This window comes from Delftia sp. S65 (assembly GCF_016516495.1).
In the GTDB taxonomy this organism is placed as follows: Bacteria; Pseudomonadota; Gammaproteobacteria; order Burkholderiales; family Burkholderiaceae_C; genus Comamonas; species Comamonas acidovorans.
Map to the genome: position 1 here is coordinate 46,524 of NZ_JACVUR010000003.1, position 14,808 is coordinate 61,331.

General features: G+C 68.2%; 17 protein-coding genes. 10 read left to right on the forward strand and 7 right to left on the reverse strand.

The window, feature by feature from the left end; all coding sequences use genetic code 11:
* Nucleotides 1-222: 222 nt before the first annotated feature.
* The 3 genes from mnmC to IAE24_RS03870 form a co-directional block, all read right to left on the reverse strand.
* Nucleotides 223-2,154 (reverse strand): FAD-dependent 5-carboxymethylaminomethyl-2-thiouridine(34) oxidoreductase MnmC, encoded by a 1,932-nt coding sequence (mnmC, locus tag IAE24_RS03860; RefSeq protein WP_199959834.1) that lies wholly within the window; start codon nucleotides 2,152-2,154, stop codon nucleotides 223-225.
* Nucleotides 2,155-2,169: 15 nt separating this feature from the next.
* Nucleotides 2,170-2,838, reverse strand: coding sequence for a trimeric intracellular cation channel family protein (locus IAE24_RS03865; RefSeq protein ID WP_012206442.1), 669 nt, complete (start codon nucleotides 2,836-2,838; stop codon nucleotides 2,170-2,172).
* Nucleotides 2,839-3,010: 172 nt separating this feature from the next.
* On the reverse strand, nucleotides 3,011-3,283 hold the full coding sequence (locus IAE24_RS03870) for an oxidative damage protection protein (protein WP_013801659.1): 273 nt from the start codon (nucleotides 3,281-3,283) through the stop codon (nucleotides 3,011-3,013).
* 144 nt (nucleotides 3,284-3,427) lie between these two features.
* Between IAE24_RS03870 and IAE24_RS03875 the strand changes: the two genes are divergently transcribed.
* From IAE24_RS03875 to IAE24_RS03910, 8 genes are all read left to right on the forward strand, one after another.
* Entirely contained in the window at nucleotides 3,428-4,450 is a 1,023-nt protein-coding gene (locus IAE24_RS03875; RefSeq protein WP_013801660.1) for a sulfate ABC transporter substrate-binding protein, read from the forward strand.
* Between the two features lie 81 nt (nucleotides 4,451-4,531).
* Entirely contained in the window at nucleotides 4,532-4,711 is a 180-nt protein-coding gene (locus IAE24_RS03880) for a hypothetical protein (RefSeq protein ID WP_199959826.1), read from the forward strand.
* Nucleotides 4,712-4,868: 157 nt separating this feature from the next.
* A complete protein-coding gene (locus tag IAE24_RS03885) occupies nucleotides 4,869-5,870 on the forward strand; it encodes a sulfonate ABC transporter substrate-binding protein (RefSeq protein WP_170962019.1) in 1,002 nt (333 codons plus the stop codon).
* 23 nt (nucleotides 5,871-5,893) lie between these two features.
* Nucleotides 5,894-6,949, forward strand: coding sequence for an aliphatic sulfonate ABC transporter substrate-binding protein (locus IAE24_RS03890; RefSeq protein WP_013801662.1), 1,056 nt, complete (start codon nucleotides 5,894-5,896; stop codon nucleotides 6,947-6,949).
* A gap of 38 nt (nucleotides 6,950-6,987) precedes the next feature.
* Nucleotides 6,988-8,148 (forward strand): FMNH2-dependent alkanesulfonate monooxygenase, encoded by a 1,161-nt coding sequence (gene ssuD / locus IAE24_RS03895; protein ID WP_034395335.1) that lies wholly within the window; start codon nucleotides 6,988-6,990, stop codon nucleotides 8,146-8,148.
* A gap of 11 nt (nucleotides 8,149-8,159) precedes the next feature.
* Nucleotides 8,160-9,011 carry an aliphatic sulfonate ABC transporter permease SsuC gene (gene ssuC / locus IAE24_RS03900; RefSeq protein WP_199959824.1) on the forward strand — a complete coding sequence of 284 codons (852 nt, stop codon included), beginning with the start codon at nucleotides 8,160-8,162 and terminating at the stop codon, nucleotides 9,009-9,011.
* Between the two features lie 15 nt (nucleotides 9,012-9,026).
* Nucleotides 9,027-10,007, forward strand: coding sequence for an ATP-binding cassette domain-containing protein (locus IAE24_RS03905; RefSeq protein WP_199138146.1), 981 nt, complete (start codon nucleotides 9,027-9,029; stop codon nucleotides 10,005-10,007).
* Between the two features lie 54 nt (nucleotides 10,008-10,061).
* Nucleotides 10,062-10,277, forward strand: a complete 216-nt coding sequence (locus tag IAE24_RS03910) for a TOBE domain-containing protein (RefSeq protein ID WP_012206434.1) — start codon at nucleotides 10,062-10,064, stop codon at nucleotides 10,275-10,277.
* 41 nt (nucleotides 10,278-10,318) lie between these two features.
* Here IAE24_RS03910 and IAE24_RS03915 read toward each other — a convergent pair whose 3' ends face one another.
* The 4 genes from IAE24_RS03915 to IAE24_RS03930 are packed head-to-tail and all read right to left on the reverse strand — an operon-like array spanning nucleotide 10,319 to nucleotide 12,654.
* Complete coding sequence (locus IAE24_RS03915; RefSeq protein WP_034395341.1) at nucleotides 10,319-10,798, reverse strand: DUF2269 family protein; 480 nt, start codon at nucleotides 10,796-10,798, stop codon at nucleotides 10,319-10,321.
* Nucleotides 10,795-11,199 (reverse strand): DoxX-like family protein, encoded by a 405-nt coding sequence (locus IAE24_RS03920; RefSeq protein ID WP_034395344.1) that lies wholly within the window; start codon nucleotides 11,197-11,199, stop codon nucleotides 10,795-10,797. Before IAE24_RS03920 ends, IAE24_RS03915 begins: the two co-directional genes overlap by 4 nt.
* Nucleotides 11,192-12,061 (reverse strand): NAD-dependent epimerase/dehydratase family protein, encoded by an 870-nt coding sequence (locus tag IAE24_RS03925; RefSeq protein WP_199959822.1) that lies wholly within the window; start codon nucleotides 12,059-12,061, stop codon nucleotides 11,192-11,194. The genes IAE24_RS03920 and IAE24_RS03925 overlap by 8 nt, the downstream gene beginning before the upstream one ends.
* A 32-nt stretch (nucleotides 12,062-12,093) precedes the next feature.
* Nucleotides 12,094-12,654, reverse strand: a complete 561-nt coding sequence (locus tag IAE24_RS03930; RefSeq protein WP_199959814.1) for a GbsR/MarR family transcriptional regulator — start codon at nucleotides 12,652-12,654, stop codon at nucleotides 12,094-12,096.
* Between the two features lie 187 nt (nucleotides 12,655-12,841).
* On the opposite strand from IAE24_RS03930, the gene IAE24_RS03935 reads away from it, so the two are divergent.
* Nucleotides 12,842-13,159: a hypothetical protein gene (locus IAE24_RS03935; RefSeq protein WP_013801667.1), complete on the forward strand. Its 318-nt coding sequence runs from the start codon at nucleotides 12,842-12,844 to the stop codon at nucleotides 13,157-13,159.
* A gap of 76 nt (nucleotides 13,160-13,235) precedes the next feature.
* Nucleotides 13,236-14,708, forward strand: coding sequence for a 23S rRNA (uracil(1939)-C(5))-methyltransferase RlmD (gene rlmD, locus IAE24_RS03940; RefSeq protein WP_034395354.1), 1,473 nt, complete (start codon nucleotides 13,236-13,238; stop codon nucleotides 14,706-14,708).
* Nucleotides 14,709-14,808 lie beyond the last annotated feature (100 nt).

Here is a 14,808-nt window from a genome sequence, read left to right on the forward strand (position 1 = left end):
GTTCTTGTGTGGTTGAACGCGGGGAGCGGCTGGTTGTTTCCTTTTGAAAACAGGTTCCGGATTCTAGCGATATGCATTAACAAACATAACGAGTGACAAAAAACCGTCTGCGGGAAGACTCGGGTTTTCTTTCAGGCCGTTGTACCGCCCCGCCGGGGCAAGGGGGCGCGGGGAAACAGGGAACCCCCCCCCGCCGGTCCCCGGGGGGGGGGTAACAACGGCTCAGCGCCTGCGGCCCAGGCGCTCGCTGGCCAGGGCAGCCGCCAGCCTGGCGTCCAGGGGCAGCGGTTCGTCGTGCAGGCGTGCTGCCAGCAGCTCGCCGCACAGCAGCGACAGGGTGAGCCCGCGCGAGCCCATGGCCGTCATCGCCCACAGGCCGGGAGCCTGATCGGACACCGGTCCGACCACGGGCAGCCGGTCTGGCGAGGCCACGCGCACGGCGCCCCAGGTGGCGCGCGGTGGCGCGTCGAAGAAGCCTTGCAGGCCCTGGTAGGCACCTGGCAGCAGCTGCGCCAGCTTGGCGCCATTGGCTGCATGGGCGGCGGCCTGGTCTTCGGCACTGGGCGGCAGCGCGGTCTGGTCGCGCTCGAAGGTCGATCCCATGACCCAGCCTGGCCCGGCTGCATCGCCGGGCAGCGGCATGGCAGGCACCAGGTTGCCATGGCCGTTGATGGGAAAGGGCGGCATGGCCTGCGCGCTGGCCGGGGTGTGCACATCCCAGCTGACCTGGCCGCGAATAGGCTGCAGCGGCCAGGCGGCCTGGGCGCCCAGGCTGTGCTCCAGCAGCGTATTCGTTGCGGGGCCCAGTGTGAGAACGACCAGTTCAGCCTCGGCCAGCAGATTGCCCTGTGCATCCAGGGCCTGCCAGACGGGCGCGCCACCGGCTGTGTCGATGCATGCAAGACGCGCCACGCAGGCACGGCCCTGCCAGCGCACGCCGGGCAGCGCCAGCTGCGCCTGCACCAGCCGCGCCGGGCGCACCCAGCCGGCCTGCACATGCCAGCAGGCCGGGGCGTCGGCGGGCAGGCCGGCCGCCGAGAGTTGATCGGCGCTTGCGGGCCGGCTCCAGTGGTCGCCCGGGCCGGGGGATTGCCAGTCGCGCGGCAACCGCGGGGCGGCTTCCACGCCGTGCTCCAGCACGCCGGTATCGCACCAGTCCGTGCCCGGTTGCAGCAGGCCCTGGCCGGAGAGCATTTGCAGCTGCGCCAGGGTCAGGCGTGCGCCGTCGCGGCTCAGGCGGGACAGCAGGCTGTCATCGGGCGAGACATGGGGGCAGAACAGGCCTGCAGGCAGGGCGGAGGCGCCCGCTGCAGGCGTCTCGGCAGCATCCAGCACGGTGACCTGCCAGCCACGGCGCGACAGGCTGGCGGCAGCGGCCGCGCCGGCGATGCCTGCACCCAGCACCATGCAGCGCCGTGGGGTGATGGGTTCCTGCGGCTGTGCACGCGGCCCGCGCGGTTGCCAGGCCGGGTCAAACACGGCATGCAGGTTGTGGCGCTTGGGGCGCACGCCATCCACCTTGCGCACCTGAAAGCCGTGCTGGGCCAGGGCATCGCGCACCGTGCGTGCCACGCACCAGGTGGACAGCTGCGTACCGCGCCGGCAATGGCGCGCCAGCGCGCGCAGGGTGTCAGCACTCCAGAGGTCGGGGTTGAGTTCCGGCGTGAAGCCGTCCAGGTAGATGCTGTCGGCCGTGAGCTGCTGGCGCCGCAGCATGGCCTGGGCATCGCCGATGTACAGCGTCAGCAGCACGCGGCCCTGCTCGAAGGCGAGGCGGTGCACGCCGGGCAGCAGGCCCTGGAACCGGGTGGCCAGGTCTTCGGCCAGCAGGCGCAATCCTGGCTCGTGCGGCATGGCCTGGCGCATGGCGTCGGCACTGACGGGAAAGGCTTCGGCCGAGACGAAATGCAGCAGCCTCGGGCGCCGGGGATCGGCCTTCCAGGCTTCCCAGGCCACGAGGAAATTCAGCCCGAACCCGAAACCGGTCTCCAGGATGCGCCATTGCGGCGCATCGGCCCAGGCCGCCGGCAGGCCGCAGCCGCCCAGAAAGACGTGGCGGGCCTGGTCCAGGCCGCCGAGTTCGCTGTGGTAGCGGTCGCCGAAGCGCGGGCTGTAGGGCGTGCCATCGGGCAGCCAGTCAATGGGTTCGGACATGGGCAAGGGGCAGAACTACTCCTCCCAGCGCTGCTGGTAGGAGAACACGGGCAGCCGCCACTTGAAGCGGATGGCGGCCAGGCGCAGCGTGAGTCCGCCGGCAAAGCAGACGACGGTGCTGAGGTTGGAGCCCACTTCCAGCGTGCGCAGTCCCAGGAACAGCAGGCACACGGCCAGGGACACGCTGGCGTACAGCTCGCGCCGGAAGACGACCGGCACCTGGTTGCACAGCACGTCGCGCAGAATGCCGCCGCTGATGCCGGTCAGCATGCCCGACATCACCACCACCACGGGCGGGTAGCCCAGCTCCAGCGCCACGTTGCAGCCGATCAGCGAGAAGGCGATCAGCCCCATAGCGTCCAGCAGCAGAAAGACCTGCTTGAGATGGTGCATGTGGCGTGCCACGACGATGGTCAGCAGCCCGGCCGAGATGACCAGGTAGACATATTCAGGGTGCTGCGTCCAGCCGATGGGGTAGTGGCCCAGCACCATGTCGCGGATGGTGCCACCGCCCAGCGCGGTGACGAAGGCGATCACGGCCACGCCGAAGATGTCCATGTTGCGCCGGCCCGCCGCCAGCGCGCCCGACATGGCTTCGGCCGTGATGGCCACGAGGTAGATCACCAGCATGACGGTGAACTGCGATGCCTGGAACGATTCCAGCAGGGAGACGGATGGAAGCACGGAAAACCTCGGGTGAAGACCGGCCCGCGCCGCAGGGTGTGCGGCCACTGCGCCGTCCAGCGCAAGAAGGCGGGCATTGTAGGCGGTCTCTGGGCGGCGGCCGTTTGCGGTGCCGCAAATGAAACCGCCCCCGGCGCGGTGCGACGGGGGCGGTGAAAGGGCGCGAAGCGGCTCAGGCCGAAGGAGGCACGTAGCCGGCCGCAGCATCGGCGCCGCCGCCGAAGAAGTGGTTTTCCATCTGGCGGGCCAGGTACTGGCGGGCGCGTGCGTCGGCCAGGTTCAGGCGGTTTTCGTTGACCAGCATCGTCTGGTGCTTGAGCCAGTCGGCCCAGGCCTGCTTGCTCACGCCTTCGAAAATGCGCTTGCCCAGCTCGCCGGGGTAGGGCGGGAAGTCCAGGCCTTCAGCGTCAACGCCAAGCTTGATGCAGTGAACGGTACGTGCCATGGGGAATTGAGTCCTTGTCTTGTGGAGATTCAGATGTTTTGGGAATAACAAACTGAAATCTTATTGGTTTGAGTTTTAAGAGTTGGCTTTGAGAATGCTTTCCACGGCACCAGACCGTCGTCTCCACTCTCTACCGACACTCCAATGAAAATTCGCCGCCACTTTATCAAGTTTCCTGTCGCCGCCGGCCTGATCGCGGGCTTGACCCTGTCGGCTCTGCCGGCGTTGGCCCAGTCGGTGCAACTGCTCAATGTCTCCTACGATCCGACGCGCGAGCTGTACGTGGAATACAACCAGGCCTTCGCCAAGCACTGGAAGGCCAAGAGCGGCCAGGACGTGAGCGTCAAGCAGTCGCATGGCGGCTCGGGCAAGCAGGCGCGTTCCATCATCGACGGCATCGACGCCGACGTGGCCACGCTGGCGCTGGCCGGCGACATCGACGCCCTGGTCAAGAACGGCAACCTGCTCAAGGCCGACTGGCAAAAGCGCCTGCCGCACAACTCGGCGCCCTACAGCTCCACCATCGTCTTCCTGGTGAAGAAGGGCAATCCCAAGAACCTCAAGGACTGGGACGACCTGGTCAAGCCCGGCGTGCAGGTGATCACGCCCAACCCCAAGACCAGCGGCGGTGCGCGCTGGAACTACCTGGCCGCCTGGGAATTCGCCAAGCGCAAGTACGGCGGCGACGCACAGGCCAAGGACTTCATCGGCAAGCTGTTCAAGAACGTGCCCGTGCTGGACACCGGCGCGCGCGGCGCCACCATCACCTTCGTGCAGCGCGGCGTGGGCGATGTGCTGCTGGCCTGGGAGAACGAGGCCTTCCTGGCACTCAAGGAGTTCGGTCCCGAAAAGTTCCAGATCGTCGTGCCTTCGCTGTCCATCCTGGCCGAGCCTTCGGTGGCCGTGGTCGACAAGGTCGTGGACAAAAAGGGCACGCGCGCCGTGGCCGAGGAGTACCTGAAGTACCTGTACTCCGAGGAAGGCCAGCGCATCGCCGGCCGCAACTACTACCGTCCCACCGACGCCAAAGTCAAGGCCGAGTTCGCGGACAAGTTCCCCAAGCTGGAGCTGGTCACCATCGACCAGGCCTTTGGCGGCTGGGCCAAGGCCGACAAGGACCACTTTGCCGATGGCGGCAGCTTCGACCAGATCTACACCAAGAAGTGAGTGCGGCGCGCCGGCCCGGCCGGCGCCCACCCACTGAATTCACCCGCTTTCCCAGACCCCTGCCAACTACCACGATCCGCCATGTCCATCTTCCTGACCTCCCGCCACTCTTTGCAGGCCGCGCGCCGCATGGCGCAGGCAGGCGTGCGGATGCACAAGGCAGGAGTGGCAGGCAACGCAGGTGTGGCAGGCGTGGTGGCATCCAGCTCTTTTCTTCGCTTCGAGACCGTGGCCTTCGCCAGCCGGCGATGTAGCACCTGACGACTCCGTGCGGCGCGTCTGCAGGCCTGGTCCTGCAGGCGGCCGCCCCTTGCTCCGCCTTCCCTTTTTTTGTTTTCTGGCTGCATGCCGCGCGCATGCATGGGCAGCGCTTTGTCTGCGCCACGCACCACGCACCACTCTTCCAAGGATGTCCGTCATGGTCTCGTTTGATTCTTTCCCCCGACACACAGCCAACTGGCGCCGACGCCAACTGCTGGGCGCGGGCCTTGCCGCAGCAGTCGCCACGGTGGGCGGCCCGGTCCTGGCCCAGGACAAGGCGGGCGACCGCGTGCTGCGCGTGGGCCACCAAAAGGGCTGGCTGTCCATCCTGAAGAGCCGGGGCACGCTGGAAAAGCGGCTGGCGCCGCTGGGCGTGTCGGTGCGCTGGATCGAGTTCAACGCCGGCCCCGTGCAGCTGGAGGCGCTGAACGTGGGCTCCATCGACTTCGGCGATGTGGGCGAGGCCCCGCCCATCTTTGCGCAGGCCGCAGGAGCACCCCTGGTCTATGCGGGCGCCACCGTGCCGCGCCCCGGGCTGGAGGCGGTGATCGTGCCCAAGGACTCGCCCATCCGCAGCGTGCAGGACCTCAAGGGCAAGCGCGTGGCCTACAACAAGGGCTCGAACGTGCAGTACTTCCTGGTCAAGCTGCTGGAAAAGCATGGCCTGAAGTACGGCGATGTGCAGTCCGTCTTCCTGGCGCCGGCCGATGCGCGTGCCGCCTTCGAGCGCGGCTCCGTCGATGCCTGGCTGATCTGGGACCCCTTCCTGGCTGCCGCGCAAAAGACGCTGGACGCCCGCCTGCTGGCCGATGCGACGGGCGTGGTTAACAACCGCGCCTACTACTTCACCTCGCGCGATTTCGCCACGCGCAATGCCGATGTGCTGCGCATTGCCATCGAAGAGGTCGATGGGATTGACCGCTGGGCCTCGAAGAACCAGACGGCGGCGGCCGCCGAGCTGTCCAGCATCCTGGGGCTGGACAAGTCCATCACCGAGCTGTACCTGAGCCGCGCACGCTTCGGCACCTCGTCCGTGACGCGCGAGATCCTGGCCGAGCAGCAGCAGATCGCCGACACCTTCTTCGAGCTCAAGCTCATCCCCCGCAAGCTCAACCTGCTGCATGCCGCGCCGGTGGACCTGATCGCGTCGCGTCCCTGAGCCCACTGCAAGGAGTCCGCACCATGAACGCCATCCCCAAGAAGCCCCGCCTGGACCGCGTGCGCCGCCAGGCCCTGCAACTGCTGGGCACCACCGCCTTCAGCTGGAGCCTGGCCGGCCAGTACGCACGCGCCGAGACGCCGGCCGCCGTGGCCGGGCCCGAGCAGTTGCGCATCGGCTACCAGAAGTCGGCCGTCAACCTGGTCATCCTCAAGCAGCAGGGCGTGCTGGAAAAGCGCTTTGCGGGCACCAAGGTCAGCTGGCTGGAGTTTCCGGCCGGTCCCCAGCTGCTGGAGGCCCTGGCCGCAGGCAGCCTGGATTTCGGCCTGACCGGCGATTCACCCCCGGTCTTTGCCCAGGCCGCGGGCCGCGACCTGCTGTACGTGGGCGCCGAGCCGCCCAAGCCCGAGAGCTCGGCGATTCTCGTGCCATCGGACTCGCCGCTGCGCGCCCTGGCCGACCTCAAGGGCCGGCGCGTGGCGCTGCAAAAAGGCTCCAGCGCCCACTACCTGCTGGTGCGCGCGCTGGACAAGGCGGGCCTGGCCTGGAACGAGATCCAGCCCGTGTACCTCGCCCCGGCCGATGCGCGCGCCGCCTTCGAACGCAAGAGCGTGGACGCCTGGGCCATCTGGGACCCGTTCTACGCGGCCACCGAGCTGGCGATTCGCCCGCGCGTGCTGGCCAATGGCGAAGGCCTGTCGGGCAACGCCTCGTTCTACCTGGCCGCGCGCGGACTGGTGGAGCGTCATCCGCAGGTGCTGCGCGCGCTGTTCGACGAGCTCACGCGCGCCGATCGCCTGGCCCAGAGCGCGCGCCAGGAGGCCGTGGCCCTGGTGGCCGGCTTCAGCGGCCTGGATGCGGCGGTGGTCAGCCGCTTCATTGCGCGCCGGCCCAGCTCCCCCGTGGGCCTGCTGGCTGCGCAGACCGTGGTGGACCAGCAGCGCGTGGCCGATGCATTTTTTCGGCTGGGCCTGATTCCGCGCCAGGTACAGGTGGCCGACATCGTCTGGCGGCCCTCGGCGGCCGAGTACGCGCGGCTGGCCGAGCCTGCGGCGGCGCGGCCTTCTTCCGCCCTTTGATTTCCTTCCTCGATTCCGTCCCCTGACTGGAGCAGCGCATGCAGGTTTTCTGGTTCATTCCCACCCACGGCGACAGCCGCTACCTCGGCACGGCCGAGGGCGCCCGCCCGCTCAGCCACGACTATGTCAAGCAGGTCGCCATCGCGGCCGACAGCCTGGGCTACGAGGGCGTGCTGATTCCCACGGGCCGCTCCTGCGAGGACCCCTGGGTCGTCGCCTCCAGCCTGATTCCCGTTACCAAGCGCCTGAAGTTCCTGGTCGCCGTGCGGCCCGGCCTGCACCAGCCCAGCCTGGCGGCGCGCATGGCGGCCTCGTTCGACCGCCTGTCGGGCGGGCGGCTGCTGATCAACCTGGTCACGGGCGGCGACCGCGCCGAGCTGGAGGGCGACGGCGTCTTCCTCGACCATGCGCAGCGCTACGAGCAATCGGCCGAGTTCATCCGCATCTGGCGCGAGATCCTTGAGCGCAGCCATGAGGGCGGCACGCTCGACTACGAAGGTGAACACCTCTCGGTCAAGGGCGCCAAGCTGTTGTTCCCGCCGCTGCAAAAGCCGTATCCGCCCGTGTACTTCGGCGGTTCATCCGAGGCCGCGCACGACCTGGCCGCCGAGCAGGTCGATGCCTACCTGACCTGGGGCGAGCCCCCGGCCGAGGTGGCCAAAAAGATTGCCGATGTGCGCGAGAAGGCGGCGCGCCATGGCCGCAGCGTGAAGTTCGGCATCCGCCTGCACGTCATCGTGCGCGAGACCGAGGACGAGGCCTGGGCCGATGCCGATCGCCTGATCAGCCGCCTCAAGGACGAGACCGTGGTCCAGGCCCAGGCCGCCTTCGCGCGCATGGACTCGGAAGGCCAGCGCCGCATGGCCGCCCTGCATGCCGGCGGCAGCCGCCGCACGCGGGCCGAGCTGGAGATCAGCCCCAACCTCTGGGCCGGCGTGGGCCTGGTGCGCGGCGGCGCGGGCACGGCCCTGGTGGGCGATGCGCAGACCGTGGCCGACCGCATCAAGGAGTACGCGGACCTGGGCATAGACACCTTCGTGCTGTCCGGCTATCCGCACCTGGAAGAGGCCTACCGCTTTGCCGAGCTGGTCTTCCCGCTGCTGCCGCTGTCCGTGCGCGACAGGCTGGCTGGCGGCGTGGGCGGGCCCCTGGGCGAGACCGTTGCCAACCTGTACTCGCCGCGCGCGTCGCAAAGCTGAGGGAGCCACGCATGTCCGATGCACGTACCGTTACTGCGCTGCCGGCCTCTTCGGCCACCCCGGCCGGCGATTCCTGGTCGCCGCTGCTGCGCTTTGCGGCCGGCGTGGGCCGCCGCCTGGTGCCCTGGCTGGTGCCGCTGGCGCTGATCGCCGTCTGGCAGGCCGCCTCGGCCTTCGGCTGGCTGTCCACGCGGGTGCTGCCCGCTCCGCTGGATGTGCTGCGCGCCGCGCAGGCGCTGGCCGAGTCGGGAGAGCTGCTCAAGCATGTACAGGTGAGCGCGGGCCGCGCGCTGGGTGGCCTGGCCATCGGCGGCGGGCTGGGGCTGGCGCTGGGCCTGCTCACGGGCTCGCTGCGCTGGGCGGAGACGCTGCTGGACTCCACCATCCAGATGGTGCGCAACATCCCCGCGCTGGCGCTGATTCCGCTGGTCATCCTGTGGTTCGGCATCGACGAGAGCGCCAAGCTGTTCCTGATCAGCGTGTCGGTGTTCTTTCCCATCTACCTGAACACCTTCCACGGCATACGCAATGTGGACCCCGCGCTGATCGAGATGGGGCGCAGCTACGGCCTCACGCGCTGGCAGCTGTACCGCGAGGTCATCCTGCCGGGCGCGCTGTCCTCCATCCTCGTCGGCCTGCGTTTTTCGCTGGGCCTGATGTGGGTGATCCTGATCGTGGCCGAGACCATCTCGGCGCAGTCGGGCATCGGCTACCTGACCATGAATGCCCGCGAGTTCCTGCAGACCGACGTGGTGCTGGTCGGCATCCTGCTGTATGCCCTGCTGGGCAAGCTGGCCGACTGGTTTGCGCGTGCGCTGGAGCACTGGTGGCTGCGCTGGCATCCGGGCTACCAGCCCAAGTGACACAAGGAGCACGACATGAGCCGATGGAACCGTATGAAGACCACGCTGGCACAGGCCGTGGAGCTGAACACCACCGCGCCGGCGATGGCCTGGGAGGCCTCGTTCGATGCCGATGGCCTGGACGTCAGCGACCGCTTGGCCCAGAACGACGATGCGCCGCAGTCCGCATCCCCCCAATCCGCACCGCGCCGTGGCGTGCGCCTGCAGGCCGGCGGGCTGACCAAGCGCTACGGCCAGCGCGAGGTGCTGCACGAAGTGCAGCTGCAGGTGGAGCCTGGCGAATTCGTCGCCATCGTGGGCCGCAGCGGCTGCGGCAAGAGCACCTTGCTGCGCCTGGTCGCAGGCCTGGAGCAGGCCACGGCCGGCACCTTGCTGCTGGACGGCGAGCCCGCCCGCGCCGTGCAGGGCGCGCAAGGCGGCACGCGCATCATGTTTCAGGACGCGCGCCTGCTGCCCTGGCGGCGTGTGCTGGCCAATGTGACGCTGGGCCTGCCCGCCTCGGCCCAGGAGCGTGGCCGCGAAGTGCTGGCCCAGGTCGGCCTGGCCGACCGCGAGGGCGAATGGCCGGCGCGCCTGTCCGGCGGCCAGCGCCAGCGCGTGGCCCTGGCGCGCGCCCTGGTGCACCGCCCGCAACTGCTGCTGCTGGACGAGCCGCTGGGCGCGCTCGATGCGCTCACCCGCATAGAGATGCACCGCCTGATCGAAGGCCTGTGGCAGCGCCACGGCTTCACGGCCCTGCTGGTCACGCATGACGTGCAGGAGGCCGTGGCCCTGGCCGACCGCGTGGTGCTGATCGAGGACGGCCGCATCGCGCTGGATGAACGCATCGCTCTGCCACGGCCGCGCGTGCACGGCAGCGTGGCGCTGGCGGCCATTGAACAACGCATTCTCGACCGCGTGCTGCAAAAGCCCGCCGCCGAGCCCGAATCCAACCCGCTGACCGACACCACGGCCTGGCCCGGCGTACCGGCCCATGGCCTGCGCTGGGCCGTCTGACTTTCCGTTTTCCCCAACCTTCCTTTGATTCCTTTTGATCCCCAGGAGAAAAACATGTCCATTCAAGCCATCAACGTGCGCAACCAGTTCAAGGGCCAGGTGCGCGAAATCATCCGTGGTGACGTTGTCTCCGAAGTCGATGTGCAAACGCCCTGGGGCGTGGTCACCTCGGTGATCACCACGCGCTCGGTGGACGAGCTGGGCCTGGTCGTGGGCTCCGACGTGGTGGCCCTGGTCAAGTCCACCGAAGTGTCCATTGCCAAGCTCTGAGGCCAAGCTCTGAGGCCAGGCACTGAAGGCACTGCCGATGCTCAGCCGCCCCAGAGCATCGGCTTGTTGACCATGAGGTAGTAGGTCACGGCCATTGCAATGAAGGCCGGGTAGCCCAGTGCCTCCCAGCGCCGGGCGTAGACGGCATACAGCGCGGGCAGGGCGGCCTGCGCTGCGTGCGCGCCGCGCGCCATGGCGGCCATGCGCACCTGCAGCCAGACCACGGGCAGCCAGCAGGCGCCGGCCAGCAGGTACAGGCCCAGCGACAGTGCCAGCCACGGCGTGGTCAACGGCCAGCCCGCCATGTGGGCCAGGGCAATGCCGCTCAAGGGCTGTATGACCACGCAGGGCGTGGTGAACCACCAGTCCGCACGCACCACCAGGCGGCTGACCACGGCCTGGGCAGCGACGCTGCCGCTGCGGTTGGCGAAGAACATGTAGAAGGCCGAGCCCAGGCCGGTGCCGACCAGCAGCACGCTGGACGCGATATGCAGAGTCTTGAGCAACAGGTAGAGATTCATGCGGACTCCTTCGGGGTGACAGGTGCCGACATCAGGTGCAGCAGCATGGCTGCGATCGGCAGGTTCTTGAGCAGCGGCCCCAGCGGATGCAGCCACAGCGTGGGCTGCAGCACCGTGGCCAGCACCGTCATTGCAGCCATCAGCAGCAAAGCCGCCAGATAGCTCTCCCGGCCCGGCCGCAGCCACAGCGCCAGGCCCACGGCCAGGTCGGCGAGCAGGCCGCTCCAGATCAGGAATGTCTGCCAGCGCGCATCGTGGATGCCGGCGTCGGCAAGCACCTGCACGCTCAGGCCCCGGTGCTCGATGGCACTGACCAGGGCCGTGCCCAGCCAGACGGCGATCAGGCTCAAGTGCATGGTGCGCAGTGGCGCTGGAACAGGGCGGGAGCGGCGCTCATCCATGGCGCAAGGTGGACAGCAGTTGGGAGGGCGTAATGCCGTGCCGGCCCAGCAGGCCTTGCAGACCAGCCGGATCGGTGACGTTGTCGCTGGCCAGCAGCGCCAATGTCTCGCTGCACCAGGGCGAGGCGCTGACCCAGTCGCCAGCGCGTGCGCTGGCGCGGCTGAGCCAGCCGGGCAGCGTGCCCACGCGGGCGGGGGCGCGGCCCATTTGCGCGCGCAGGCTGGCAATCAGCGCGGCCAGCGGCAAGGGCAGGGGGCCACCGATCTCGATCACGCCCACGGGCTCGGGGCGCGTCACCAGGCCGGCCACGGCCTCGGCCAGGTCGCGCACGGCCACCGGCTGCACGCGGGCCTGCAGCACGGGGCGCGGCAGCAGCAGCGCCGGCAGGCGCGCCATGGACAGGAACATCTCGCTGCTGGCCCCGCCGGCGCCGAACACCACGCTGGGGCGCACCACGCAGCCTTGCAGATGGCCGGCTGCCGTGAGTGCCAGCAGATGCTCGTCAGCGGTGCGCTTGGTGGTGGCGTAGCGCGTGGCACTGCCCTCTATGCCCAGGGCCGATATCTGCACCACGCGCCGCACGCCGGCCGCCGCGCAGGCATCGAACAGGGCGATGGGGGCCTGGGCGTGCATTGCATCGATGGGCCGGGAGGCGCTGTCGCGCAGCACGCCCACGGCATTGACCACGGCATCCACGCCCGCCAGGTGCGGCAGCCAGGCGTCGGGCGTGGTGGCCTTGGCGTAGTCGAGCGCAGGCAGGGAATGGCGGCTGCGCGCCACGGGATCATGGCCGGCCAAGGCCAGCAGGTTGACGATATGGCGGCCGATGAAGCCGTTGCCGCCGCAGACCAGAATGCGCATGGTGACCTCCAGTTTCTCTTGTGACGGAAATTTCAGGCTCGGCGCCCGCGCTTGACGCGGGAGTCAGCGGCCTCGGAGCGCACGAAGCGCTGCACGCTGGCGCCCAGGCGCAGCAGCTTGTCCAGCGTGGAGGGCGACAGCCGCAGCATCTCGTCGGTCCAGATGCCCAGCGATTCCATGAGGCGCAGCGTCTCGTGCACGCGGTCCTGGGTGTCGGGGGATTCGGCATCGAAACCGGGCTCGGCGATCAGTTCTCGCAGCATCTCCGAGGTCGGGTCGAACTCGCGCTGCTTGCGCTCTCGCACGATGGTGCGCAGCAGCTCCCAGACATCGGACGAGGTCTCGAAGTAGTCGCGGCGGTCGCCAGGCCTGCGGCTGGTGCGGATCAGCTCCCAGCCTTGCAGTTCCTTGAGGCTGTTGCTCACGTTGGAGCGAGCGGCGCCCAGCGTGTCGGCAATCTCTTCCGCGTTGAGCGGGCGGCCATGGAAGAACAGCAGGGCGTGGATCTGGGCGACCGTGCGGTTCACCCCCCAGGAGCTGCCCATGTCGCCCCAATGGTGGATGAAACGGTGTGCGATGGGACTCAGTTGCATGGCCTCAGTGTCTGCAGGCCTGAAATTTCTGTCAAGAGAGAAATTTGAGAAAGCTGAAAAATCAAAACCGGCTGCAGCGCGGAGGCGGCGCCTGGCGGGGCGCGGCACGTGCTGCTCCATAATGCTGGGCAGCCTGGCCTGCCACCCAGTACATACACAGGCGGGCCGCCGTTTTGAGGGGAACACCATGACTGCTGTGCAAAACCTGCGTGCCATCACCGTGCTGGCCGCCTGCGCGCTGGCGCAGGCCGCGTCTGCCGCCTGCTATTCCGTCTACACGCCCGAGCAGGAACTGATCTACCGCTCCAACCGCCCGCCGGTGGACCTGACCTTGCCGCTGCACCAGACCGTGGACAAGATCGAGCGCGGTGCCACCATGGTGTTCACGCTGGACGAATTCAACTGCATCACCGAAATCAACCTGCTGGCCGAACGCGAGCAACTGGCCCGGGCGCGCCAGGAGCGGCAGCGGGACCTGGGCCGCAGCAGCACTCCGCGCTCCTGAGAGGCAAAAGCGAGTTGGGGGCTTTTTTGGGGAGCCGCCAACAGGGCAAGGGGAGAGCCTGAGACAATCGTGCCCCATGAGTGAACCCCGCGACAACAAGATCCCCGACAACCTGCCCGAAGCCGACATCGACGCCCCTGCACTGCCCGAAGGCTGGCTGCAGGTGCTGTCCATGGATATGGACGCCCAGGGCGTGGCCCGCAAGAGCGATGGCAAGGTGGTATTCATCGACGGCGCCCTGCCTACCGAACTGGTCAGCGCCAACACCCATCGCAAGAAAAACAACTGGGAAGCCGCCAGCCTGACGGCCATCCACCGCGAATCTTCCCAGCGCGTGCGCCCCGGCTGCCCGAATTTCGGTCTGCACGCCGGTGCCTGCGGCGGCTGCAAGATGCAGCATCTGCACGTGGGCGCCCAGGTGGCCATCAAGCAGCGCGTGCTGGAAGACAATCTCTGGCATCTGGCCAAGGTCAAGCCCGAGACGCTGCTGCGCCCCATCGAAGGTCCGTCCTGGGCCTACCGTTTCCGCTCGCGCCTGTCGGTGCGCTATGTGGCCAAGAAGGGCAAGGTGCTGGTGGGCTTTCACGAGCGCAAGAGCCGCTACATCGCCGACATGGAGACCTGCAAGATCCTGCCGCCCCATGTGGACGCCATGCTGCTGCCCATGCGCGCGCTGATCGCCTCCATGGATGCGCGCGAAACCTGCCCGCAGATCGAGGTTGCCTGCGGCGACTCCGTCACGGCCCTGGTGCTGCGCCATCTGGAGCCGTTGTCCGAGGACGACCAGGCCCGTCTGCGGGCCTTCGCAGTCGAGCACAACGTGCAGTGGTGGCTGCAGCCCAAGGGCCCGGACACCGTGCACCTCATGGAGCAGGGAGGCGCCCAGCTCGACTATGGCCTGCCCGATTTCGGCATCACCATGCCGTTCAAGCCCACGGACTTCACCCAGGTCAATCCGCACATCAACCGCGTGCTGGTCACGCGCGCGCTGCGCCTGCTGGATGTCAAGAAGGATGAGCGGGTGATCGACTGGTTCTGCGGTCTGGGCAACTTCACCCTTCCCCTGGCCACGCAGGCGCGCGAGGTGCTGGGCATCGAGGGCAGCGATACCCTGGTCAAGCGCTCCCATGAAAACTACGCGGCCAACAACGCACAGCGCGCAGAGGGCGACAAGCTCGCGCCCACGCGCTTTGTGGCGCGCAACCTGTTCGAGATGACGCCCGAGATGCTGTTCGCCGACGGCGTGGCCGGCAAGTGGCTGGTGGATCCGCCGCGTGAAGGCGCGTTTGCGCTGTCCAAGGCCCTGGCCGACATCCACCAGGCGCGCATCGGTGCCGAAGGCGCCGAGCCCCTGCCGGCAGGGCATGAGGCCTGGCGCTTTCCCGAGCGCATCGTCTATGTCAGCTGCAATCCCGCAACGCTGGCGCGCGATGCCGGCCTTCTGGTGCACCTGGCCGGCTATCGCTGTGTATCGGCAGGCGTGGTCAACATGTTCCCGCACACGGCCCACGTGGAGAGCATGGCGGTGTTCGAGCGCTGCGCAGACTGACGGCCTGGCTGCCTGCGCCATGAAAAAAGCCGTGGAGCCCTCGGGCGGCCACGGCTTTTTGACGGGCGGATCCAGATCTCAAATCCGGATCTCAAAAGGG

What these genes read in the sequence shown, in the direction of transcription:
- mnmC (WP_199959834.1), bottom strand. Translation starts at nt 2,154, where the DNA reads ATGTCCGAACCCATTGACTGGCTGCCCGATGGCACGCCCTACAGCCCG.
- ssuC (WP_199959824.1), top strand. Translation starts at nt 8,160, where the DNA reads ATGTCCGATGCACGTACCGTTACTGCGCTGCCGGCCTCTTCGGCCACC.
- IAE24_RS03915 (WP_034395341.1), bottom strand. Translation starts at nt 10,798, where the DNA reads ATGAATCTCTACCTGTTGCTCAAGACTCTGCATATCGCGTCCAGCGTG.
- IAE24_RS03890 (WP_013801662.1), top strand. Translation starts at nt 5,894, where the DNA reads ATGAACGCCATCCCCAAGAAGCCCCGCCTGGACCGCGTGCGCCGCCAG.
- IAE24_RS03910 (WP_012206434.1), top strand. Translation starts at nt 10,062, where the DNA reads ATGTCCATTCAAGCCATCAACGTGCGCAACCAGTTCAAGGGCCAGGTG.
- IAE24_RS03925 (WP_199959822.1), bottom strand. Translation starts at nt 12,061, where the DNA reads ATGCGCATTCTGGTCTGCGGCGGCAACGGCTTCATCGGCCGCCATATC.
- IAE24_RS03880 (WP_199959826.1), top strand. Translation starts at nt 4,532, where the DNA reads ATGTCCATCTTCCTGACCTCCCGCCACTCTTTGCAGGCCGCGCGCCGC.
- IAE24_RS03920 (WP_034395344.1), bottom strand. Translation starts at nt 11,199, where the DNA reads ATGGATGAGCGCCGCTCCCGCCCTGTTCCAGCGCCACTGCGCACCATG.
- ssuD (WP_034395335.1), top strand. Translation starts at nt 6,988, where the DNA reads ATGCAGGTTTTCTGGTTCATTCCCACCCACGGCGACAGCCGCTACCTC.
- rlmD (WP_034395354.1), top strand. Translation starts at nt 13,236, where the DNA reads ATGAGTGAACCCCGCGACAACAAGATCCCCGACAACCTGCCCGAAGCC.
- IAE24_RS03930 (WP_199959814.1), bottom strand. Translation starts at nt 12,654, where the DNA reads ATGCAACTGAGTCCCATCGCACACCGTTTCATCCACCATTGGGGCGAC.
- IAE24_RS03870 (WP_013801659.1), bottom strand. Translation starts at nt 3,283, where the DNA reads ATGGCACGTACCGTTCACTGCATCAAGCTTGGCGTTGACGCTGAAGGC.
- IAE24_RS03885 (WP_170962019.1), top strand. Translation starts at nt 4,869, where the DNA reads ATGGTCTCGTTTGATTCTTTCCCCCGACACACAGCCAACTGGCGCCGA.
- IAE24_RS03905 (WP_199138146.1), top strand. Translation starts at nt 9,027, where the DNA reads ATGAGCCGATGGAACCGTATGAAGACCACGCTGGCACAGGCCGTGGAG.
- IAE24_RS03935 (WP_013801667.1), top strand. Translation starts at nt 12,842, where the DNA reads ATGACTGCTGTGCAAAACCTGCGTGCCATCACCGTGCTGGCCGCCTGC.
- IAE24_RS03875 (WP_013801660.1), top strand. Translation starts at nt 3,428, where the DNA reads ATGAAAATTCGCCGCCACTTTATCAAGTTTCCTGTCGCCGCCGGCCTG.